This is a genomic window from Nocardia sp. CS682 (assembly GCF_004634405.1).
GTDB classification, from domain to species: domain Bacteria; phylum Actinomycetota; class Actinomycetes; order Mycobacteriales; family Mycobacteriaceae; genus Nocardia; species Nocardia ninae.
In genome coordinates, this window is the sequence record NZ_CP029710.1 from 5036852 (window position 1) to 5057995 (window position 21144).

Sequence of the window (21144 nt, forward strand, 5' to 3'; positions counted from 1 at the left end):
CCACGATCGGCTTTACTCAGCTGAATGGCTTGCGTCTCAACGGGTCCGCGCCGATAGCACCCCCGGAAACCACTTTGCCCCCGGCCTTGGCAGGCCGGGGGCAAAGTGTTCGTCTCAACCACGAGTCGGGGTGACAGGATTTGAACCTGCGACCTCTTCGTCCCGAACGAAGCGCGCTACCAAGCTGCGCCACACCCCGTGAATCGAACCTGGACTACCTTACAACAAGGTCGGTGTAGACGTTAAACCCCCAGCTCAGAGGGGGTTATCGCGGAGCGATTCGGGGTAGGCCGTCAGTTGTCGTGCGGGCGGATGCTGGTGAAGATGCGCTTGGCGGTCTCGGCGTCCAGCGCGTTGGGGACGCCGGTGTCGGCGGCGATCACCATGACGAAGCTGCCGTTCTCGGTGGGGAACGCGGCGGTGTAGACGGAGTACGCGGTGGCGCAGCCGGGCTTGGCCTGGGTGACGGTGCCCTTGGTTTCCACGAACATGCCGTGCTGCGTCCCGTCGAGCGAGTCGATCGGGACGGGCGGGGACGGGTGGGCGTCGGCGGAGGCGGTGTAGGCGAGTTTGGCCGTTCTGGTGCCGAGTTCGGTTGCGGCGGCGCCGGAATCGGGGTCCTTCGAGCCGGTGAGGAACGACGCGGTGCGGGTCGAGCCCGGGCAGTAGCCCTTGCCATCGCTGGCGTAGCCCTTGCCCGCCACCGCGTTCGGCGGCTCACCGAACCCGCCGATGGCGGTCTCCGGTGCGATCGTCCAGCCTGCGGGCACGTCGTAGGCCGCACCCCGGTCGGGGGCGACGACCACCTGGTAGCCGGGGATCAGGGGAGGCTCGTTGCGGCCGTTGGCCGGCGTGGGCGGGGCGCTGGACTTCGACGGGGTCGAGGAAGCCTCCGCGCTGGTGGTCAGTGCGCTGACCATCGAGGGCGAGTTGCGTTGCGAATCGGAGTTGTCCGAGCCGCGCTTCGCGAGCGTCACCGCGGTCACCGCGCCCGCCGCGACCAGCAGCACCACCAGTCCGACCAGCAGTACCGCTTTCCCGCGCCCGCTGGGCGGTGGACCGCCCGCACCGTAGCCGGGTGGCTGCTGCCCCGGCGGTCCGCCGAACCCGCTCTGCGGCGCGTACGCACCCGCTACCGGCTGTCCGTACTGCGGCGCGGCATAGGTGGGTGCCGATGGCGCAGGCTGCCATTGGAGGGCGGGGTCGGGCTGGCCTAGTCGAGTGGCGTTGGGGTAGCCGAGCATGGTCGGTGCCGCCTCGCTCGGCGCCTGCTGACTCGGCTCGGGCGTGCCGAGGCTGGGCTGCCACAAGCCGACGGGTTCACCGAAATCGCGGGACTGTGGCTGTCCCAACAGGGTTGGGTCGGCTTGCCCCGGTGCGGCGGTCGGCGGTTGCCACGGCGCGGGCTGGGCTTGTCCACCGGAAAGCGGCTGTGCCAACAGGGTTGGGTCGGCTTGCCCCGGCGTGGCGGTCGGCGGTTGCCACGGCGCGGGCTGGGCTTGTCCACCGGAAAGCGGCTGTGCCAACAGGGTCGGGTCAGCCTGCCCTGGCGTGGCGGTCGATGGCTGCCACTGCGCTTGCCCGCCGGATACGGGCTGTGCCAGTTGCGTTGGGTCGGCGCGACCGGATCCCGCTGCGGGGGCCTGCCATTGCGGCGCCGACGGTGCCTGGCCGCTCCCGCCGGGCTGCCATTGCGCGTCGGGCGCCGAACTGCCGCTGCGCTGCCATTGGGCGTTGGCGTCGGGGGTCGAGCCGGTCGGCTGCCACTGGGCGTTGGCCGCGGGTGAGCCGCCGGCCTGCCACTGCTGTGCCGGTTGAGATTGCCCGCTGGGGCCGGGCTGCCATTGATAGTCGGCCGCCGGCGTCTGACTCGGCTGCCACTGCACGGTGGGATCAGGAGTGGGCGACCCGCTCGAACCCGCCGCACCCTGCTGCCACTGCGCACCCGGGTCGGCAGGCGGCCACTGCACCTGCTCGTGGAAGCCCGAATCCCGCTTCCACGGCCGCGCGGGCGCCTGCCGCGCGGCCTCGTCCTGCGCGCCTGCCTGGTCGAATTGGTCAGCGCCGGATGGCTGTTGCTGATTTGGGTGGGCCGCACCGGGGCGGCCCAGAACCGTCGGGTCGTTGCGCCGGTCGTCGAATCCACTCACAGTTGTCCCCTGCCTGACACACGTCTCGGCACGCGACCTTAGCGGGCGACGGCCTCCGATGTGGACACGCCCTGGCCGGTGTCGGCCGAGGGCCGCTTCGGCGGCGCGGCGACCAGCGTCAACAGGGTGGCCTCTGGGCGGCAGCAGAAACGGTACGGCGCCCACGGCGAGGTGCCGACACCCGCGGAGACGTGCAGCTGGGTGTGCTCACCCCACTTGGACGCGCCCTTGACCCGGGACCGGTCGATACCGCAGTTGGTGACGAGCGCGCCGTAGCCGGGCAGGCACAGCTGACCGCCGTGCGTGTGCCCGGCCATGACCAGGTCGTAGCCGTCCTCGGCGAAGCGGTCGAGCACGCGCGGCTCGGGCGAGTGGGTCAGGCCGATGCGCAAGTCGGCCAACGGGTTCGGGGCGCCCGCGATCGTGTCGTAGCGGTCGCGGTGCAGATGCGGGTCGTCGACGCCGGCGGTGGCGATCCGGATGCCTGCGACCTCGAGGTCGCGGCGGATGTGCGTCAGATCCAGCCAGCCGCGCTCGGTGAAGGCCGCGCGCAGGTCTTTCCACGGCAGCGGGGCGCCGTAGACGCGGCGGTGGTCCTTCTTGAAGTACTTCATCGGGTTCTTCGGCACCGGCGCGAAGTAGTCGTTGCTCCCGAAAACGAAAAGCCCCGGGCGGGAAAGCAATCCGCCGAGGGCCTGGACTACCGCGGGTACCGACTTCTGATGCGAGAGGTTGTCGCCGGTGTTGATGACCAGGTCCGGCTCCAGCCGATCCAGTTCCCGCAGCCACTGCTGCTTGCGCTGCTGACCGGGGGTCATGTGCAGATCGCTGATGTGGAGCACCCGCAGCGACGACGACCCCGGCGCGAGGACCGGCATCGTGGCCTCCCGCAGAACGAAGGCGTTGCGTTCGACCAGCGAGGCATAGCCGATTCCGGCCACGGCCGCCCCGGCGGCTCCCAACGCGGTCGTGCGGACAGCAGAGGTCGAGATTACGGGCATTTGCCCAGCATAGGTGACCCCGTTGTGGAACGCCGAGTGTGTTTACGCACAAGTGCTTGCGCATGCCCCGGAAAACAGCGTCGGGATTCGCCGCAGCAGCGCAAATGTGGTGGGCGGGTTGCGAAGGACCAGCTACCGTGAGCCTCATGTCGGAACTCAAAGCGCAACTGCGGACGGACATGACCGCCGCGATGAAAGCCAAGGACACGCTGCGCCTCGCCACGCTGCGGATGCTGCTCTCCGCCATCCAGACGGCCGAGACCGCAGGCACCGAGGCGCGCGAACTCTCCGATGCCGACGTGATCGCGGTGCTGCAGAAAGAGGCGAAGAAGCGCAGCGAGTCGGCCGAGATCTACACCCAGAACGGTCGCGGTGAGCTGGCCGCCAACGAGCACGCCGAGGCGCGGATCATCGACGAGTACCTGCCCACCCAGCTGAGCGAGGCGGAGGTGGCCGACGTCGCCGACACCGCGATCGCGCAGGTCGCCGAGGAACTCGGTGAGCGGCCGGGTATGCGGCAGATGGGCCAGGTCATGAAGGTCGCCACCGCGTTGGCGGAGGGCAAGGCCGATGGCTCCCGGCTGTCGGCGGCCGTGAAAGCCCGGCTGTAGCTGTCCCGCCTCTCCGCGTATTCAGGCCGGACTCGAGTGTCATGGCTGTCGCGCGGGCGACCGGCGGCGGCGTAGTGGGTTGAGTTCGCCGGTACCCGACGAGTTACCCATGTGCGCGCGAAATCAGTTGGCCAGGAAAAAGGACCGCCGACCCTGTTGGGGTCGGCGGTCCTTTGCGGCTAACGCGGGATGGGAATGGGGATCGGGATGGGCGGCAACAGCGGTGGCGGTGGCAGCCCGGGGATCCCCGGTGGCCCTGGTGGCGGGCCGGGCGGCGGTGCGGCGCGCTGGGTGCCGTCACTGATGTAGAGGGTGATCACCGAACCGGGGATCGCCGAACCGTTCGGCGCGGTGCCCATCACGGTGCCCTTGGCCTGCGCACCGGGACCGGTCACCGGGGTCACCTGGAAGCCCGCGCCGACCAGCGCCGCGGTCGCCTGACCCTGGGTCATCCCGACCACATCGGGCACCTGCGCGTTGTTCGAGCCGCGGACGTACTTGTCGTCCAGCGGCGGCAGCGCGGGCGCCGGGAACCGGTCGAGGATCGGCTTGACGGAGTTGAACCAGGTCCGCGCGGGTTCGTTACCGCCGAACAGGTTTCCGTCGCCGCAGTTGCGCAGCGGGAACGAGCAGATCTCACCGGGCGTCGGGCTGTCGCCGTAGACGTAGGTGGCCGAGGCCAGCGCGTTGGTGAAGCCGACGAAGGCCGACGAGCGGTGGCTCTCGGTGGTTCCGGTCTTGCCCGACATCGGTGCGTTCCAGCCGACGGACTTGGCGGCGCCCGCCGCGGTGCCGCTGATGTCGTCCTTGCTCATCGCGTTGGCCAGGGTGTTGGCCAGGCCGGGCTCGACGACCTGCTCGCAGGCCTGCTGGGTGAGCGGCACCTGCTTGCCCTGGCGGTCGACGACCTCCTTGATCGGGTTCGGCGGGCACCACTTGCCGCCGGAGGCGATCGTCGCGGCGACGTTCGACAGTTCCAGCGGGTTGATCGCGACCGGGCCGAGGGTGAACGAACCGAGGTTCTGTTCCTTGATCATGTCGGCGAGGCTCTGGTTGCCGTGGCCCGAGCTGCCCGGCTCGGTGTAGGAGCGCATGCCGAGCCGGACCGCCATGTCGACGGTCGGCGTGACGCCGACGGCCTGAATGAGCTTGACGAACGCGGTGTTCGGCGAGGTCGCCAGCGCCTCGGTCACCGACATCGGTGACTTGTACTTGCCCGCGTTCTCGACGCAGTAGGTGGCCGGCGGGCAGCCGCGGGCGCCACCGTTACCCATGCCCCTGGCCTCGAACCGGCTCGGCACGTCGAGCTGGGCGTTGATGCCCAGGCCCTTCTCCATGGCGGCGGCGGTGGTGAACAGCTTGAAGATCGAGCCGGCGCCGTCGCCGACCATCGAGTACGGCTGTGGCTGCACGGTCTCGTTGGCGTCGCGGTTCAGGCCGTAGGTGCGGCTGCTCGCCATCGCGATCAGCGGGTGCGAGTCCTGGCCCGGCGCGACGACCGACATCACCTGCGCGATGTTGTCGAGGTTCGGGTTGGCCGCCTCGGTCACCGACCGCTTCACCGAGTCCTGCACGACCGGGTCGAGCGTCGTCTTGATCAGGTAGCCGCCCTTGTCGATCTGCTCCCTGCTGATGCCCGCGTTGGCCAGGTACTGGATGGCGTAGTCGCAGAAGAAGCCGCGGTCGTGGGCGGCGATGCAGCCACGCGGCAGGCCCTTCGGCTCCGGCAGCACGCCGAGCGGCATGGTCTTGGCCTCGCGGAATTCGTCGGCGCGGCTGGGGATGTTCTGGATCATCGTGTCCAGCACCGTGTTGCGGCGGGCCAGCACGCCCTCGGAATTGGTGTACGGGTTCAGCTTGGACGAGCTCTGCACCATGCCCGCGAGCATCGCCGACTGCGGCACGTTCAGCTCGGAGGCGTCGACGCCGAAGTAGGTCTGCGCCGCATCCTGGATGCCGTAGGAGGAGTTTCCGAACGGCACCAGGTTCAGGTACCTGGTGAGGATCTCGTCCTTGGTCAGCTCGCGGTCCAGGGTGAGCGCCATCCGGATCTCCCGGATCTTGCGCGCGGGCGTGGTCTCGATGGCGGCGCGGCGCTCAGCGTCGGTCTTGGCCACGACGAGCAGCTGGAAGTTCTTCACGTACTGCTGGTCGAGGGTGGACGCGCCCTGCTGGACCTCACCGCTGGAGGTGTTGGTCAGGAACGCGCGCAACGTGCCCTGCCAGTCGACACCCTCGTGCTCGGCGAAGCGCCGGTCCTCGATGGAGACGATCGCCAGCTTCATGTTGTTGGAGATCTTGTCGCTGGGGACTTCGAAGCGGCGTTGCTCGTACAGCCAGGCGATCGGTGCTCCACTCGCGTCGACCATGGTCGAGACGGCGGGGACCGTACCCTCGACCAGTTCCGAGGACACGTTGTCGACGGCGTCGGCGGCTCGGTTCGAGACGAACCCGAAGCCACCGGCGAGCGGGAACAGCAACCCGGCGACGAGCACGGCGGCCAGCGCGCAGCTGCCGGCCAGCCTCGCTAGCGTTTGTGTGATCGGCACGATCCCCAGCCTACGGGGTGGGGTCCGAGGGTTCTTCCGGGCGTTTACCGGAAGGCGATTCGTGCGGACGATTGGGCGTGTCGCGGCCGCGAGTCTGGCGTGTCGCGGGACGGCGCGCCGCGAATGTGCCGGACCCGCCGCCGCTCCCGGCATTTTGCAGGGACGGACGTACCAAAAATTCCGAGGGCGGTCTTGCGCTAGGCCCATACCTTTACCTAGATTGAGAACCCAGTGTGATAGAGCTAACACTCAAAGTGGAATGTGGTGCAGTTCGCAGCGGGGTTTGGGTTGCTGCGACGCTGACACGCGATTCTGGAGCGCCGTTGACCCGGTGTTCGGACTGCAAAGGGGCACACCAAATGCACATGACAACCCCCATCGCTCGATTGGACGTGGAGCAGGCCGAAGCAAGGATCGCCTGGGTAGCCCAGGCCCGATGCAAGGAAGTGGATCCCGATCAGTTGTTCGTGCGCGGCGCTGCGCAGCGCAAAGCCGCGACGATCTGCAGGCACTGCCCGGTGCTGATGCAGTGTGGTGCCGACGCCCTCGACAATCGAGTGGAGTTCGGCGTGTGGGGCGGTATGACCGAGCGGCAGCGTCGCGCGCTCCTCAAGCAGCATCCCGAGGTCACCTCGTGGGCCGATTTCTTCCAGGCCCAACGCCAACATCAGGTGGCCATGTAGCCCCGACCGACATTCGGAACTGAGCCTGCGAAAGCGGGCTCAGTTCCGTTTGGGGGCAAATACTTCCGTTTGGACCAATAGCCGATGCGTCTATGTATCAAGCAGATGCTCGGTGGCCGGTGAGCTGATCACCGACCGCGCGCAGTGCCGCAAGATCCGACACTTCGAACGGCAGCGCGGTCACCGCGACGATCGGTACCCGGGGATGCGCGCCGGTAAACCGGTGCAGCAGATGCTGTTCGCGCTTGTCGGTGGCCACCCGGCGCGCGTGGATACGCAACACCGATGCGGTGAGCGGATCGGTGTCGCCGAGCTGCTCTGCCGCCGTCAGCGCGTGGTCCGCGGACAGCGAGCTGAGCGCCGGATGCGTGCGGTTGAGCACCAGCCCGGCCAGCGGCATCCGCTCGGTGGAGAGCCGGTCGACGAAGAACGACGCCTCGCGCAGCGCGTCCGGCTCGGCGGCGGCGACCACCAGGAAGTGCGTGCCCGGCTTCGAGAGCATCGCGTAGGTGCGGTCCGCCCGATCCTGGAAGCCGCCGAACAGCGAGTCCAGCGACTGCAGGAAGTTCGACGCATCCTTGAGCATCTGGCCGCCGACGATGGTGGACACCCCGCGCACCGCCAGGCTCATCGCGCCGGTGACCAGCCGGGTGACGCCGCGGCCCGGCGCCATGATCACCCGGATCATCCTGCCGTTCAAGAAGTTTCCGAGCCGCTTCGGCGCGTCGAGGAAGTCCAGCGCGTTGCGCGACGGGGGAGTGTCGACCACGATCAGGTCCCACTCCTTGCGCCCGGCCAACTGGCCGAGCTTCTCCATCGCCATGTACTCCTGCGTGCCGCCGAACGAGGAGGCGACCGTTTGGTAGAAGGGGTTGGCGAAGATCTGCTCGGCCTTGTCCGGGCTGGTGTGCTCGAGCACCATGTCGTCGAAGGTGCGCCGCATGTTCAGCATCATCGCGTGCAGCTCGCCCTTGGCCTCGGGGCCGAGCGGCACCCGCTGCGGGGTGTTGCCGAGATCGGCGACGCCGAGTGACTGGGCCAGCCTACGCGCCGGATCAATGGTGAGAACCACCACTTTGCGACCCTGCTCGGCGGCGCGCAATGCGATCGCGGCCGCGGTGGTCGTCTTACCGACGCCGCCGGAGCCGCAGCAGACGATCACCCGCGCCGTGCGGTCGTCGATGATGTCCGAAACATCCAGTGGCGCGGCCACAGTCGGCGTCGTCATGACTATCGGACCCCTTGTTTGCTCAGGTGTTCGGCTAGTTCGTACAGGCCACCCAAGTCCATGCCGTCCGGCAGGGCGGGTAGGTACATGCGGGACACATCGACCTTGGCGAGGTCGGCTGCGCTGTCGTCCTGCGCCTGCAAAGTGGCTGCGTGCTCGACGGTTTCGGTGATCAAGCCCTGGAAGTCGTTGTCGGAAAGGGTGATTCCCGCCGAAGCGAGTCCGGCCCGGACAGCGTCGGTGTCGACATGTCCCTGTGCGGCCTTGGCGCGCAGCTCGGTGGGCAGCTGGCCCTCGGTGGCGCGATTCACGATCACCGTGCCGATGCGCAGATCCGCCGCCTTCAACTCCGCGACCGCGTCGGCCGTCTCCTGCACCGGCAGCGCCTCCAGCAGGGTGACCAGATGGATCATCGTCTGATCGGAGTGCAGCAGCTTGGAAACGCCCTCGGCCTGCGAGGCGATCGGCCCGCCCTTGGCCACCTCCAGCATGGCCTGGGTGACATCGAGGAAGCTGGCGATCCGGCCGGTCGGCGGGGCGTCCACCACGATCTCGTCGTAGACCCGCTTGCCCGCCTTGTCCACCCGGACCGCAGTCTCCTTGATCTTGCCGGTCAGGATGACGTCCCGCAGACCGGGCGCGATGGTGGTGACGAATTCGATGGCGCCCATCCGGCGCATCGCCCGGCCCGCGAAGCCGAGGTTGTAGAACATGTCCAGGTACTCGAGGAACGCATGCTCGATGTCGAGCGCGAGCGCGACCACCTCGCCGCCACCGTCGGCAGTGGCGATCCTGGTCTCGGTCGGCGGCAGCGGCGGCAGATCGAACAGCTGCGCAATCGACTGTCTGCTCTCCACCTCCACCAACAACACCCGGCGTCCACCCGCGGCCAACGCCAAGGCGAGCGCCGCGGCCACCGTGGACTTGCCCGTGCCGCCCTTCCCGGAGACATAGTGCAGACGCGCCTTCTCGGCCCGCTTCGGCCACCCTGTTTCCAGTCCCGGCTCCGCCGAAACAGGCACTGCTGTTGGTACTCCCACGCTCGCGAGCCTATAACCCGTTCTGAGATCGCGCCCGAGGGATCCGCCTAGTGCCTGGTCCAGGGCGTGTATCTGTACCAGACAGCGGATGATTGCGTGGTAAGCAACGCAAGGCATTCTCGTCGGCAGACCAGGCTTCCGAGCGAAGCGAGACCGAACACGCGCCGCCGCAGGCGCCGCCAATTAGACACAGCTACGCTCACCTCCATGAGTGAAGCGAGCTTGTGGGAGTACGCGACCGTGCCGTTGTTGACGCACGCGACCAAGCAGATTCTCGATCAGTGGGGCGCCGACGGCTGGGAGCTGGTGACCGTGCTGCCCGGGCCGACCGGCGAGCAGCACGTCGCCTATCTCAAGCGCCCGAAGTAAAGGAGAAGGGGATGACCGCAGTGACCGAATGGGAGACCAACCTCACCCGCCTCGGCCTGACCCTGCCTCCGGTGGCCGCGCCCGTGGCCGCCTACATTCCGGCGATCCGGACCGGTTCGCTGGTCTACACCTCCGGCCAGTTGCCGTTCGTGGACGGCGAGCTGTCGGCGGTCGGCAAGGTCGGCGCCGAGGTAACCACCGAGCAGGCGAAGGAAGCCGCGCGGCTGTGCGCGCTGAACGCGCTGGCGGCGGTGCACAGCCTGGTCGGCCTGGACGCGGTGGTGCGCATCGTGAAGGTGGTCGGGTTCGTCGCCTCCGCACCGGGCTACAACGACCAGCCGGTCGTGATCAACGGCGCGTCGGAGTTCCTGGCGGAGGTCTTCGGTGACGCGGGCGTGCACGCGCGCTCTGCGGTCGGCGTGTCCGAGCTGCCCAAGAACACTCCCGTAGAGGTAGAACTCATCGCCGAGGTGCGGTAACAACTGAAAAGTCCCGGACTGGGATTCGATCGACTGGGGTACATCGATGACGCTGACTCATCCCGCGTACGGACAACTACGGCAGGTGACCCCGACGGCAGCGGTGCTGCTGGCGGACAACCCCGGCCAGATGACGCTGGACGGCACCAACACCTGGATCCTGCGGGCGCCGGGGCGGTCGGACTGTGTGGTGGTCGATCCCGGTCCGAAGGACAAGGCGCACGGCGCCCGGATCGCCGAGGTCACCGGGGGCAATATCGCACTCACGCTGATCACGCATCGGCACCACGATCACACCGGCGGCATCGATCATTTGGTGAAACTGACCGGAACGCCCGTGCGCGCCAAGGACACCGGTTTTCTGCGCGGTTCGGACGCGCCGCTGGTCGACGGTGAGGTGATCGAGGCCGCCGGCCTGCGCCTCACCGTGGTGGCGACGCCGGGCCACACCGGGGATTCGACGAGTTTCCTGCTCGACGACGCGGTGCTCACCGGTGACACGATTCTGGGCAGCGGCACCACCGTGCTCGATTCCAGCGACGGCACCCTGGCCGACTATCTGGCCTCACTGGACCGTCTGGTCGAGATCGGTGCCGGGAAGGCGCTGTTGCCCGCGCACGGACCGGACCATCCCGATCTGGCGCCGGTCGCCCGGTACTACATCACGCACCGGCAGGAACGCCTCGAGCAGGTGCGTGAGGCGTTGCGGGTGCTCGGCCCGAAGGCGAGCGCGATGGCCGTGGTCCGTCGTGTCTACGCCGATGTCGACAAGCGACTCTGGCTGGCCGCCCGCAGCTCGGTGCAGGCGCAGCTGGAGTACCTACGCGCCGAAGGCTGAGCAGTTGAAACCCGCCGAAGGCTGAGCGCACGACAACACGCTGGGCTCCAGGAGCTCTGAACCCAGCGCGTTGTCCGGTCGTCGCGAGCTCGCGTCAGCGCGCGCGGCGCGCCAGTCGCTCCGAGTCGGAGATGAGCACGCTCTTGCCCTCCAGCCGCAGCCAACCGCGGTGCGCGAAGTCGGCGAGCGCCTTGTTCACGGTTTCGCGGGAGGCGCCGACCAGCTGGGCGATCTCCTCCTGGGTCAGGTCGTGCGTGACCCGCAGCGCGCCTGCCTCCTGGGTGCCGAACCGCTGCGCGAGCTGCAGCAGCGCCTTGGCGACCCGGCCGGGGACGTCGGTGAAGATCAGGTCGGCCAGGTTGTTGTTGGTCCGGCGCAGGCGGCGCGCGAGCACGCGGAGCAGCTGCTCGGCGATCTCGGGTCGCTGGTCGATCCAGGACTTCAGCGCGTCGCGATCCATGGTGACGGCGCGGACCTCGGTCACCGTGGTGGCGGTGGAGGTACGCGGGCCCGGATCGAAGATCGACAGCTCGCCGAACATGTCCGACGGGCCCATGATGGTCAGCAGGTTCTCCCGGCCATCCGGTGATCTGCGGCCGATCTTCACCTTGCCCGAGGTGATGATGTAGAGCCGGTCTCCTGGCTCACCCTCGTTGAAGATGACGTGGCCGCGCGGAAAATCCACCGGCTGCAATTGCTTGGCGAGGGCGGCCACCGCAGTGGGCTCGACGCCCTGGAAGATGCCTGCTCTGGCGAGGGCCTCGTCCACTTATGTGCTCCTTATGGGAAATGGCTCCGTACTGGACCGAAAGCGACTCGGCCAACAGCGCAGTCTACGCGGCATGATGACAGCGTAGTGACAGACACCACGTAACGAGTGGATTGCGTGGCGCAGCGAAGAACCGTACCAGTGTTTGTCGGCGGTGTTCGCAGGTCCCTGCGTGATTACCCGCGCTGCCGCCGCCGGGCCCGTCGCGGCCCCGGTGGCCGGTGCGCGGTTCCCGCCTCAGGCGAGCGCTAACTCGCCCGGGCCACATCCAGCTCTTCGCCGCGGGTACGGCGCTTGCGCATCCGTGCCACGGCCGCCGGCAGGCCGAGCCTCGTCAGCTCTTTCACTTCTGCGTTGCTTGCTTTGTCCAGGTACTGCTGAACCTCTTCGTCGGGTTCGAGAAGTTTGCGGAGCCGGTTCTCGACCCGCTCCATACCCAGTGCGAACAGCATCAACAGCACTGGGAAGAGCACCACAGCGAGTCCTTGCATACGGAGGAGTAAACACGGTCTAGGTCTCAGATGGAACACGGCAACCGAACTGGACGGGCAACGTTGGCCGACGGTTCCGTATGGTGGACAGGTGCGTGTCACCCCCTCCACAGCCGCCGGAAACGGGCGTGCGTCCGCCCCCGAGGCGACCGATGCGCAACCCGCCGCGGTCGCAGCCCCGAAACGGAAATCCCGGGCGCGACAGGCGGAAACCCAGCTCGGACTCGTCCGCCGGGCGCGCCGGATGAATCGCACACTGGCCGCCGCTTTCCCGGATGCGCATTGTGAGCTGGACTTCACCACGCCGCTCGAATTAGCGGTCGCGACAATACTTTCCGCGCAGTCCACGGATGTGCGGGTGAATCTCACCACGCCCGCGCTGTTCGCCAAGTACCCCGACGCGCGCGCCTATGCCGAGGCCAACCGGGCCGAGCTGGAGGAATACATCCGCTCGACGGGTTTCTTTCGCAACAAGGCCAACTCGCTCATCGGCCTCGGTCAGGCACTGCTGGAGCGACATGATGGTGAATTGCCTCACACCATGGACGAACTCGTGCAATTGCCCGGGATCGGCCGCAAGACCGCCAACGTGATTCTCGGCAATGCGTTCGGTGTGCCCGGCATCACCGTCGACACCCATTTCGGCCGGCTGGTGCGGCGCTGGCAGTGGACCGCCGAGGAAGACCCGGTGAAGGTCGAACACATCATCGGCGAGCTCATCGAGCGCAAAGACTGGACGATGCTCTCGCACCGGGTGATCTTTCACGGCCGCCGGGTGTGTCATGCCCGCAAGCCGGCCTGCGGTGTGTGCGTGCTCGCCAAGGACTGCCCCTCGTTCGGGACCGGCCCCACCGACCCGGACACCGCCGCCGAGCTGGTCAAGGGTCCGGAGAAGGAGCATCTGCTCGAGCTGGTGGGCCGGTGAGACAACTCCCGGTCGCCTGGCGATGGGCGCTGGCCGGATTGATCGCGGTGATCGCGCTGGCGGTTGCACTGTGGCCGCGGGACCGTGCTGCCGATAACGCGGCGGACAACGGCCGGCCGGCCCGCGCCGGTGCCGGGGTATCCGAGCAGCAACGTCTCGCCGCGAACCTCGCGGCCTGCCCGCGACCCGCCGCGGGCGCCACCGGTTCCGGCCCGCTGGCCGGCCTCACCGTCGGCTGCCTGGCCGACGGCGGGACCGTCGAGCTTTCCGCCGCGCTCGCGGGTAAGCCTGCGCTGCTGAATCTCTGGGCATACTGGTGCGGACCGTGTGCGCAAGAATTGCCGTATTTGCAGCAGTTCGCCCAACGTGCCGGAAACGCGATTACCGTGCTGACCGTGCACAGCGACCCCGATGAGGCCAAGGCGATTTCACGATTGACCGGATTGAACGTGAAACTCCCTGGTGTCCTCGATGCCGACGCACGCGTGCGCACGGCCGTCGGCGCTCCCGCGGTGCTGCCCATTTCAGTGCTGCTGCGCGCGGACGGTTCGGTCGCGCAGGTCGTGGTGCGCGCGTTCAGCGGAGTGGACGACATCAGCGACACCGTCGCGCGGGAACTGGGAGTGGCCGCATGACCATCCCGGTACCCGAAGACATCCCGAAGTGGCTGAGCAAAGCCACCGAGCCCGCGGCGGATGCCTCGGACACGCTCACCCTCGCGCGCACGCTGCGTCGCGCCATGTCGCTCACCGCGACCCCGCGGCAAGCGGCGGTCCTGGTGCTGTTCGGCGGCTCGCCCGAGGTCGATCCGGCCGCGCCGGGCGGACTGCCCGCCGACGCGGAGGTGTTGCTCACCCAGCGCGCCGCCACCATGCGCCAGCATCGCGGCCAGGTCGCGTTCCCCGGCGGCGCGGTGGATCCCGGTGACACCGGACCGATCGACACCGCGTTGCGCGAGGCCTGCGAAGAGACCGGACTCGAACGTTCCGGCGTGGAACCCCTTGCGGTGCTGCCGAAGCTGTTCGTGCCGCCGTCGCGTTTCGATGTGACACCGGTGGTGGCCTACTGGCGCACGCCGAGCGAGGTCGGCGTGGTCGACGAGAGCGAGACCGAACGGGTGGTGCGAGTGCCGTTGTCCGCGTTGCTCGATCCGGCGAACCGTTTCCTGGTGCGCGGCAGCCTCGGCTACCAGAGCCCCGCCTTCCAGGTGGACGGCATGCTGGTCTGGGGTCTCACCGGCGGCATCCTGGCGGGCATCTTCAAAGCCGCAGGCTGGGAACGCGATTGGGACCACAAGGACGTTCGTGACCTAGAGTCCGCCCTCGCCGACGTGGGCATGACGTTATGACCTCCTCGGCCTGGCTCGATATCGCGGTGGTGCTGCTCGCGCTGCTGGCCGCCTCCTCGGGCTGGCGGCAAGGCGCGGTCGCGTCTGCCCTCGCTTTCCTCGGCGTGGTGCTCGGTGCGGTCGCAGGCATCCTCATCGCGCCGCACATCCTGGTCCATGTCGACGAGGGCCGCACCCGGGTGCTCACCGGCGTGCTGCTGATCGTGGTGCTGGTGATCATCGGTGAGGTCGCGGGCATGGTGCTCGGGCGCGCCGCGCGCAGCGGCATGCGGCATCCGTTCACCCGCAGTGTGGACAGCGTGGTCGGTGCCGTGCTGCAGGCGGTGGCCGTGCTGGTCACCGCGTGGCTGCTCGCGCTGCCGCTGGCCACCTCGTCGCAGCCGTCGATCGCCACCGCGATCAACGGTTCGCGGGTGCTCACCGACGTCAACGAGGTCGCGCCGAACTGGCTGCGCCGCCTGCCCAACGAGTTCTCCAAGCTGCTCAACACCTCCGGCCTGCCGGACGTGATCGGCCCCTTCGGCCGCGCCCCGATCGCCGCCGTCGACGCGCCGGACCCGAGCGTGCTGTCCAGCCCGGTCGCCGCCGCACTGCAGCAGAGCGTGCTGCGCATCCGCGGCGTCGCGCCGAGCTGCCAGCGGGCACTGGAGGGTTCGGGTTTCGTGATCGCCCCCGAGCGGATCATGACCAACGCTCACGTGGTCGCCGGCACCACCAGCGTCGTGGTGGACACGGTGCGTGGGCCGCTGGACGCGAACGTGGTGCTGTTCGACCCGTCCAAGGACGTCGCGGTGCTCGCGGTGCCCGGGCTCACCGCCCCGGTGGTGCCGCAGGCGCCCGCCGCCGCGCGGCCCGGCGACAGTGCCATCGTGCTCGGCTACCCCGGCGGTGGTCCGTACACGGCGAGCGCGGCCCGTATCCGCGAGACGTTGGACCTCACCGGTCCGACGATCTACCGGGACGGCACCGTGGAACGTGAGGTCTACACCGTGCGTGGCCGCGTCCGCGCGGGCAACTCCGGTGGGCCGCTGGTGGACACGGAGGGTGAGGTGCTCGGAGTCGTCTTCGGCGCCGCCGTGACCGACGACGACACGGGTTACGTGCTCACGTTGGCCGAGGTCCGCGCCCAGCTCGACGCCGCGACCGGGTCGAACATCCCGGTGGGCACCGGTGCCTGCGTACTGAGCTGAGCGCTACTCCCGGGTCTGGTTCGGCGTCGCCGTACTCGACCCGGGCCCCGGCTGGGTTGGCTTGCAGCGTCGAATTCAACCGGGACCCGGCTCATGTCGCGTCTGGCATCTGTCGGAATTCGACCAGGACCCGGCTGATGTCGCGTTCAGCACTCGCGGATTCGACCCGAGAGCCGCCGGGGTCACCGCCGCACTATGCCAGCAGCTTCGCCAGCTCCGCGGTCACCACATCCGGATTCTCCTGGTGCGCAAAGTGCCCCGCAGCGGGAATGGTGGCCAGGCGGCGGTCCGGGGAGAGGTGGCTGCCGCGCCGGAAGGTGCTGCCGAGCACATAGGGGTCCAGGTCACCGCGCATGGCGAGAACCGGGATGCGGATCGGCTCGCGCATGGTGGCCATGAACCGGCGGCCGTCAGGCCGCCACTGGCTGCGGAAGGCCCAGCGCTGATACTCCAGCGCACAGTGCGCCGCGCCGGGAATCTGGATGGCCGAGCGCATGCGCCGCGCCGTGTCGACGAATTCGGTGGTGCCGGACCAGGATCCGCTCACCCTCGCGCGCAGCATGCGCTCGACCTCGAAGCCGTCACCGGTGGTCAGCAGCCGTTCGCCGTAGCGGGGCAGCTGGTAGCGCAGAAAGTTCGGCAGCCAGGTCGCGCGCTGGTGCCGGTTGCGCAGCACCGCGCTCTTGAGGGCCGCGGGATGCGGTGAGCTCACCACCGCGATGGACCGAACCAGCCGGGGGTGCAGCACCGCGGTCGCCCAGCACACCAGTCCGCCGTCGGCATGCCCGACCAGGGTCGCGTCGGTGTAGCCGAGCGCGCGGATGAGCCCGGCGATATCGCCTGCCAGGGTCCAGCCGTCGTAGCCGCGCGGCGGTTTGTCGCTGTCGCCGTACCCGCGCAGGTCGACCGCCACCACGCGATATCCGAGCTCGGCGAGCCCGGTCAGCTGATGTCGCCAGGACCACCAGAAGTCGGCGAAGCCGTGCAACAGCACGACCAGCGGCGCGTCGGTGCGCTCGGGGGCGGCATCCACCACGTGGAATCGAATGCCGTTGGCATGAACGTCCCGATGCGCCCACGGCCCGTCGAAACGGACGCTGGACGGATCCGGAATGAAGTGCGACGACACGCCGAGGCAGCCTAGTAGTTCGGGGTATCCGCGCGCGAGCGAGCGGTTACGAAGCGGGTTTTTCCAGCGAACGGTAGTCGTCGTGCGCGGCCGCGCCGAAGCCGTGCGGCAGCACCGCCTTGGCCTGCTTGAGCGAGTCGATCGTCTTCTCCGGCGCCCGCAGTTTCTTCACCCGCAGATAGCCGAGGAAGGCGAGTAGCGCGGTCGCGACGATCATCAGCGCGAACACGATCAGGAAGGCGGCCCAGCGGGCCAGCCACACGTCGAGCAGCTCACCGAGGAAGAAGAAAAAGAAGAATGTGCTGAACAGCAGGACGGTCAGCGCGAGGATGAAGTAGACGCTGCCCTGCAGGCCCTTCTTGATCTCGCCGGTCACCTCGGCCTTGGCCAGGGCGACCTCCGCGCGGACCAGGGTGGACATCTGCTCGGTCGCGTCGCGCACCAGCGTGCCGAAGCTGGCGCTGCCGCTGGGGTTGGCGTCGGACAGGGGAATGGAGGTCACCGTACGACCGCGCTGTGCGTCGTTTCCGTTACCGCCGTTTGTGAAACTCACTTGGTAGACCCTTCTCCCTGTCCAGGCACTGCTTCGGCCTCACTCTTTCGTTGTAGCGCACGGGCGTCCCGCCGCGCCTGGTGGACACGCCCACGTCGCAACAGTAGCGCCGAACCGGCGAGCGACGCCGCCATTGATGTGACCAACACAGCCGCCTTCGCCAATTCGACCGCGGAGCCGTCGTCGACGTCGGCAAGCGCGAGTTCTGCCACCAGAAGGCTAACGGTGAACCCGATCGCGCCGAGCACCGACAGGGCGAACATGTCGCGATAGCCCAATCCGGCCGGGCGCTTCGCCACGCCCAACCGGATTGCGAGCCAGCTGATCCCGAAGATTCCCACCGTCTTGCCGAGCAGCAAGCCGAGAATCACGGCCAGCGCCAGCCTGTCGCTGAACAGCTCGCCGAACACCTTGCCGTCCAACGGAACTCCGGAGGCGAACAACGCGAACAGCGGCACACACAGCCCGGCCGAGATCGGCTGGACGAGATGCTCCAACCGGGTGGCGGGCGCCTGCTCCTCGCCGGGGTCCAGGCGCACCCTGGTGAGCAGGCCGAGGGCCACGCCGGCCAGCGTCGGATGGATACCCGCCTCGTGCAGCGCGTACCAGGACACCAGCGCCAGCGGAACATAGAGCAACGGCGTGCTGACCCGCTTGTGCTGGGCCAGCGCCCAGCCGGCGAAGCAGGCCGCGGCGGCCAGCAGCCACAGCAGCGACAGCGTGGTGGTGAACAAGACGGCGATGAGGATGATGGCCACCAGGTCGTCGACCACCGCGAGGCTGAGCAGGAACACCCGCGCGCTCGCCGGGATGCGCGAACCGGTCATGGCGAGCACGGCCAGCGCGAACGCGATGTCGGTGGCCACCGGAATGGCCCAGCCGCGATCCATCCCTGGCTCGCCGAAGCCGACCGCCAGGGCGATCAATGCGGGGGTGACCACGCCGCCGAGCGCGGCGATGATCGGCAGCGCCGCCCGTTTCGGATCGGCCAGCTCGCCGACCACGAGCTCGCGTTTGAGTTCCAGCCCGGCGACGAAGAAGAAGATGGCGAGCAGACCGTCCTTGGTCCAGTCCGCCAGCGTGAGGTCGAGGTGCAGCGGCGCGATGGCCAGCGGCGTCTCGGTCATCGTCACGTAGCTGTCGCCCCACGGCGAGTTCACCCACAGCAACGCCACGGCGGCCGCGATGAGAAGGATTGCGCCGCCGACTGTTTCGGTGCGGAGATAGCGGGATAGTTCCGAGCGCACCTGCGTGATCACGGAGAACCTTTCGGCGTCGGTCGGTCAACGCTGCGACCACGCCATCCACCGACTCGGCAGTCGGGCACGCTCGCAGGCCGACCAGACTTCCCGGCACACCTTACGCAATCCTAACGGGTAGGGCCGGTGACGGAACACCGCCACCGGCCCTACTATGTGTGCCCCGCTGAACGGCTTACGCCTTGGTCGCCCTGATCGCCTCGAAGACGTTGGGATCGACCAGTGTGGAGGTGTCGCCGAGTTCCCTGCCCTCGGCGACGTCGCGCAGCAACCGGCGCATGATCTTGCCGCTGCGCGTCTTGGGCAGCTCGGGCACCACGTGGATCTCCCTCGGCCGTGCGATCGGGCTGATCTCGCGCGACACCTCGGCCTTGAGCTCGTCGACCAGCGCGGCGCCGGTGTCCTTGGCCTCGGCGGTCAGGATGACGAACGCGACGATGCCCTGCCCGGTGGTCTCGTCGCTGGCCCCGACCACCGCGGCCTCCGCCACGCCGGAGTGCCCGACCAGCGCCGACTCCACCTCGGCGGTGGAGATCCGGTGGCCGGACACGTTCATCACGTCGTCCACCCGGCCGAGCACCCAGAGGTCGCCGTCGGCGTCGAGCTTGGCGCCGTCGCCGGCGAAGTACCAGCCCTGCGCGGCGTAGCGCTCCCAGTAGGTGGCCCGGTACCGCTCCATGTCGCCCCAGATGCCGCGCAGCATCGACGGCCACGGCTGGTCGAGCACGAGGTAGCCGTTGGCCTCGGTCTCGCCGCGCTGCACCGGCTTGCCCTCCTCGTCCACCACGAGCGCCGAGATACCGGGCAGCGGCGCCATCGCCGCGCCGGGCTTGGTCGCGGTGACGCCGGGCAGCGGCGAGATCATGATGGCGCCGGTCTCGGTCTGCCACCAGGTGTCCACCACGGGCGCCGTGCCCGCGCCGATCACGTCGCGGTACCAGCGCCAGGCCTCCGGGTTGATCGGCTCGCCGACCGAGCCGAGCAGCCGGATGCTGGACAGATCGTGCGCGGCGGGGATCTCGCGGCCCCACTTCATGAACGTGCGCACCAGCGTCGGCGCCGTGTAATAGATGCTGACGCCGTACTTTTCCACGATCTGCCAGTGCCGGTGCTCGTCCGGAAAGTTCGGCGTGCCCTCGTAGACCACCTGGGTGGCGCGGTTGGACAGTGGTCCGTAGACGATGTAGCTGTGCCCGGTGACCCAGCCGATGTCGGCGGTGCACCAGTAGACGTCTTGTCCCGCTTTGTGATCGAAGACGTTGTGGTGGGTGTAGGACGCCTGGGTCAGATAGCCACCGGAGGTGTGCAGGATCCCCTTCGGCTTTCCGGTGGTGCCGGATGTATAGAGGATGAACAGCGGGTGCTCGGCATCGAACGGCTGTGCCTCGTGTTCCGGTGAAGCTTCGGCGACGGTCTCGTGCCACCACAGGTCGCGGCCTTCGGTCCACGGCACCTCGATTTCGGTGCGCCGGACGACCAAGACATGCTCAACACTGTGCTTACCCACCCCGTCGGCTCCGCCGCCTGCCGTCCCCGGGCGCGGCACATCGCCGTTCGCGGACAACGCCTCGTCCACCGCCTCCTTGAGCGGGGCGGCCTTGCCGCGGCGCCACTGCCCGTCGGTGGTGACGATCAGCCGGGCGCTCGCGTCGTCGACCCGCTGGCGCAGCGCGGTGGGGGAGAAGCCGGCGAACACCACCGAGTGGGTGAGGCCGAGCCGGGCGCAGGCCAGCATCGCGACGATGGCCTCGGGCACCATCGGCATGTAGATGGCGACACGGTCGCCGGCTTCGAGGCCGAGCTCGGTGAAGTAGTTTGCGGCACGGCTGACTTCGGCGAGCAACTCGCGGTAGGTGACGGCGCGCGAGTCGCCCGGTTCGCCCTCCCAGTGGATGGCGACCTGGTCACCGTGGCCGTCCAGCACGTGCCGGTCCACGCAGTTGTAGGCGACGTTGAGCTTGCCGTCGGCGAACCATTTCGCCACCGGCGCGTCGCTCCAGTCCAGTACCTGACCCCACGGCTGATGCCAGTGCAACCGACTCGCCTGCTCGGCCCAGAACGCGTCGCGATCGGCCGACGCCTGCTCGTAGAGCTCGGCACCGGCGTTCGCCGCGGCCGCGAACTCCGCGATCGGCGAGTACGAGTCCTTGTGGTCGGCGGTTTCGGTCATCTCGGTTCTTCTTTCCACGTAGCCTGAGCGCACAATTCAAACGCAGCACGTTCGACAGTAATCAACTGTGACCTACGCCGCGTCCGGTGTGTCCACCGGGTTTCGGTCCCGTCACGCCGTCGCGCAATCCGCAACGGAAGGGTCCGACCCGAGAGATGCCGGGCGACCTCTACGGAGGCAATGTTCCGGTGGATAGGTCGTTTTCGCGCGATGTTTTTGGTGTTTCGACCGTGTTGCCGGATTGGGAACAAGTGGAATGAACCTTGGTCAATCCGATGACAGAGTCCGTTTCGGTGGCTACCCTCCGAGACACCCAAGGCGGATTGTGCTGGCATGCGCCTGGTGACCTCATGCGCATGCCA

Annotated in this window: 20 protein-coding genes and 1 tRNA gene; 9 read left to right on the forward strand and 12 right to left on the reverse strand. The window is 68.4% G+C overall.

The features are described from left to right. Nucleotides 1–125: 125 nt before the first annotated feature. The 3 genes from DMB37_RS22705 to DMB37_RS22715 all read right to left on the reverse strand — a co-directional run bounded on the left by DMB37_RS22705 (nucleotide 126) and on the right by DMB37_RS22715 (nucleotide 3151). Nucleotides 126–199 (reverse strand) — tRNA-Pro (locus DMB37_RS22705). Between the two features lie 94 nt (nucleotides 200–293). Then, the gene (locus tag DMB37_RS22710; protein ID WP_135234432.1) at nucleotides 294–2150 is read right to left on the reverse strand and encodes a hypothetical protein; all 1857 of its coding nucleotides are present in this window, start codon (nucleotides 2148–2150) and stop codon (nucleotides 294–296) included. Nucleotides 2151–2188: 38 nt separating this feature from the next. Further along, nucleotides 2189–3151: a metallophosphoesterase gene (locus DMB37_RS22715; RefSeq protein WP_135234433.1), complete on the reverse strand. Its 963-nt coding sequence runs from the start codon at nucleotides 3149–3151 to the stop codon at nucleotides 2189–2191. A gap of 146 nt (nucleotides 3152–3297) precedes the next feature. On the opposite strand from DMB37_RS22715, the gene DMB37_RS22720 reads away from it, so the two are divergent. Further along, the gene (locus tag DMB37_RS22720) at nucleotides 3298–3762 is read left to right on the forward strand and encodes a GatB/YqeY domain-containing protein (protein ID WP_135234434.1); all 465 of its coding nucleotides are present in this window, start codon (nucleotides 3298–3300) and stop codon (nucleotides 3760–3762) included. A 179-nt stretch (nucleotides 3763–3941) separates the two neighbouring features. On the opposite strand, the gene DMB37_RS22725 is transcribed toward DMB37_RS22720, so the two are convergent. Then, nucleotides 3942–6311, reverse strand: coding sequence for a transglycosylase domain-containing protein (locus DMB37_RS22725; protein WP_135234435.1), 2370 nt, complete (start codon nucleotides 6309–6311; stop codon nucleotides 3942–3944). Nucleotides 6312–6670: 359 nt separating this feature from the next. Between DMB37_RS22725 and DMB37_RS22730 the strand changes: the two genes are divergently transcribed. Next, nucleotides 6671–6994, forward strand: coding sequence for a WhiB family transcriptional regulator (locus DMB37_RS22730; RefSeq protein WP_014981178.1), 324 nt, complete (start codon nucleotides 6671–6673; stop codon nucleotides 6992–6994). A gap of 97 nt (nucleotides 6995–7091) precedes the next feature. Here DMB37_RS22730 and DMB37_RS22735 read toward each other — a convergent pair whose 3' ends face one another. Together DMB37_RS22735 and DMB37_RS22740 are read right to left on the reverse strand one after the other, a co-directional pair. Beyond that, nucleotides 7092–8222 carry an ArsA family ATPase gene (locus DMB37_RS22735; RefSeq protein WP_135234436.1) on the reverse strand — a complete coding sequence of 377 codons (1131 nt, stop codon included), beginning with the start codon at nucleotides 8220–8222 and terminating at the stop codon, nucleotides 7092–7094. Nucleotides 8223–8224: 2 nt separating this feature from the next. After that, a complete protein-coding gene (locus tag DMB37_RS22740) occupies nucleotides 8225–9244 on the reverse strand; it encodes an ArsA-related P-loop ATPase (protein ID WP_107653767.1) in 1020 nt (339 codons plus the stop codon). A 225-nt stretch (nucleotides 9245–9469) separates the two neighbouring features. Between DMB37_RS22740 and DMB37_RS22745 the strand changes: the two genes are divergently transcribed. From DMB37_RS22745 to DMB37_RS22755, 3 genes are read left to right on the forward strand one after another with little or no spacing between them, the layout of a single operon-like run. Then, complete coding sequence (locus DMB37_RS22745; RefSeq protein WP_014981181.1) at nucleotides 9470–9631, forward strand: DUF4177 domain-containing protein; 162 nt, start codon at nucleotides 9470–9472, stop codon at nucleotides 9629–9631. Nucleotides 9632–9642: 11 nt separating this feature from the next. Beyond that, on the forward strand, nucleotides 9643–10110 hold the full coding sequence (locus DMB37_RS22750; protein ID WP_107653768.1) for a RidA family protein: 468 nt from the start codon (nucleotides 9643–9645) through the stop codon (nucleotides 10108–10110). Nucleotides 10111–10156: 46 nt separating this feature from the next. Further along, nucleotides 10157–10948 (forward strand): MBL fold metallo-hydrolase, encoded by a 792-nt coding sequence (locus DMB37_RS22755; protein ID WP_135234437.1) that lies wholly within the window; start codon nucleotides 10157–10159, stop codon nucleotides 10946–10948. 94 nt (nucleotides 10949–11042) lie between these two features. Here DMB37_RS22755 and DMB37_RS22760 read toward each other — a convergent pair whose 3' ends face one another. Both DMB37_RS22760 and DMB37_RS22765 read right to left on the reverse strand, forming a co-directional pair. Then, the gene (locus tag DMB37_RS22760; protein WP_011206875.1) at nucleotides 11043–11717 is read right to left on the reverse strand and encodes a Crp/Fnr family transcriptional regulator; all 675 of its coding nucleotides are present in this window, start codon (nucleotides 11715–11717) and stop codon (nucleotides 11043–11045) included. Nucleotides 11718–11965: 248 nt separating this feature from the next. After that, nucleotides 11966–12193, reverse strand: a complete 228-nt coding sequence (locus DMB37_RS22765; protein ID WP_107659949.1) for a hypothetical protein — start codon at nucleotides 12191–12193, stop codon at nucleotides 11966–11968. A 106-nt stretch (nucleotides 12194–12299) separates the two neighbouring features. Between DMB37_RS22765 and nth the strand changes: the two genes are divergently transcribed. The 4 genes from nth to DMB37_RS22785 are packed head-to-tail and all read left to right on the forward strand — an operon-like array spanning nucleotide 12300 to nucleotide 15671. After that, nucleotides 12300–13133, forward strand: coding sequence for an endonuclease III (gene nth, locus DMB37_RS22770; protein ID WP_135234438.1), 834 nt, complete (start codon nucleotides 12300–12302; stop codon nucleotides 13131–13133). Then, nucleotides 13130–13768 carry a TlpA disulfide reductase family protein gene (locus tag DMB37_RS22775; RefSeq protein ID WP_167768907.1) on the forward strand — a complete coding sequence of 213 codons (639 nt, stop codon included), beginning with the start codon at nucleotides 13130–13132 and terminating at the stop codon, nucleotides 13766–13768. The genes nth and DMB37_RS22775 overlap by 4 nt, the downstream gene beginning before the upstream one ends. Continuing rightward, nucleotides 13765–14481, forward strand: a complete 717-nt coding sequence (locus tag DMB37_RS22780; protein ID WP_135234439.1) for a CoA pyrophosphatase — start codon at nucleotides 13765–13767, stop codon at nucleotides 14479–14481. Before DMB37_RS22775 ends, DMB37_RS22780 begins: the two co-directional genes overlap by 4 nt. After that, nucleotides 14478–15671 (forward strand): MarP family serine protease, encoded by a 1194-nt coding sequence (locus DMB37_RS22785; protein WP_107653772.1) that lies wholly within the window; start codon nucleotides 14478–14480, stop codon nucleotides 15669–15671. The genes DMB37_RS22780 and DMB37_RS22785 overlap by 4 nt, the downstream gene beginning before the upstream one ends. Nucleotides 15672–15864: 193 nt before the next feature. On the opposite strand, the gene DMB37_RS22790 is transcribed toward DMB37_RS22785, so the two are convergent. The 4 genes from DMB37_RS22790 to acs form a co-directional block, all read right to left on the reverse strand. Further along, entirely contained in the window at nucleotides 15865–16800 is a 936-nt protein-coding gene (locus DMB37_RS22790) for an alpha/beta fold hydrolase (RefSeq protein ID WP_135234440.1), read from the reverse strand. A 46-nt stretch (nucleotides 16801–16846) separates the two neighbouring features. Continuing rightward, entirely contained in the window at nucleotides 16847–17353 is a 507-nt protein-coding gene (locus DMB37_RS22795) for a phage holin family protein (RefSeq protein ID WP_107653774.1), read from the reverse strand. Next, complete coding sequence (nhaA, locus tag DMB37_RS22800) at nucleotides 17350–18609, reverse strand: Na+/H+ antiporter NhaA (RefSeq protein ID WP_240772564.1); 1260 nt, start codon at nucleotides 18607–18609, stop codon at nucleotides 17350–17352. Before nhaA ends, DMB37_RS22795 begins: the two co-directional genes overlap by 4 nt. Before the next feature lie 178 nt (nucleotides 18610–18787). Further along, nucleotides 18788–20782 carry an acetate--CoA ligase gene (acs, locus tag DMB37_RS22805; protein WP_135234442.1) on the reverse strand — a complete coding sequence of 665 codons (1995 nt, stop codon included), beginning with the start codon at nucleotides 20780–20782 and terminating at the stop codon, nucleotides 18788–18790. Between the last annotated feature and the right edge of the window lie 362 nt (nucleotides 20783–21144).

Excerpts from the sequence above, each read along its gene's own strand:
- DMB37_RS22715 (WP_135234433.1), bottom strand. The coding sequence starts at position 3,151 with ATGCCCGTAATCTCGACCTCTGCTGTCCGCACGACCGCGTTGGGAGCC.
- DMB37_RS22720 (WP_135234434.1), top strand. The coding sequence starts at position 3,298 with ATGTCGGAACTCAAAGCGCAACTGCGGACGGACATGACCGCCGCGATG.
- DMB37_RS22730 (WP_014981178.1), top strand. The coding sequence starts at position 6,671 with ATGCACATGACAACCCCCATCGCTCGATTGGACGTGGAGCAGGCCGAA.
- DMB37_RS22735 (WP_135234436.1), bottom strand. The coding sequence starts at position 8,222 with ATGACGACGCCGACTGTGGCCGCGCCACTGGATGTTTCGGACATCATC.
- DMB37_RS22745 (WP_014981181.1), top strand. The coding sequence starts at position 9,470 with ATGAGTGAAGCGAGCTTGTGGGAGTACGCGACCGTGCCGTTGTTGACG.
- DMB37_RS22750 (WP_107653768.1), top strand. The coding sequence starts at position 9,643 with ATGACCGCAGTGACCGAATGGGAGACCAACCTCACCCGCCTCGGCCTG.
- DMB37_RS22755 (WP_135234437.1), top strand. The coding sequence starts at position 10,157 with ATGACGCTGACTCATCCCGCGTACGGACAACTACGGCAGGTGACCCCG.
- DMB37_RS22780 (WP_135234439.1), top strand. The coding sequence starts at position 13,765 with ATGACCATCCCGGTACCCGAAGACATCCCGAAGTGGCTGAGCAAAGCC.
- DMB37_RS22785 (WP_107653772.1), top strand. The coding sequence starts at position 14,478 with ATGACCTCCTCGGCCTGGCTCGATATCGCGGTGGTGCTGCTCGCGCTG.
- acs (WP_135234442.1), bottom strand. The coding sequence starts at position 20,782 with ATGACCGAAACCGCCGACCACAAGGACTCGTACTCGCCGATCGCGGAG.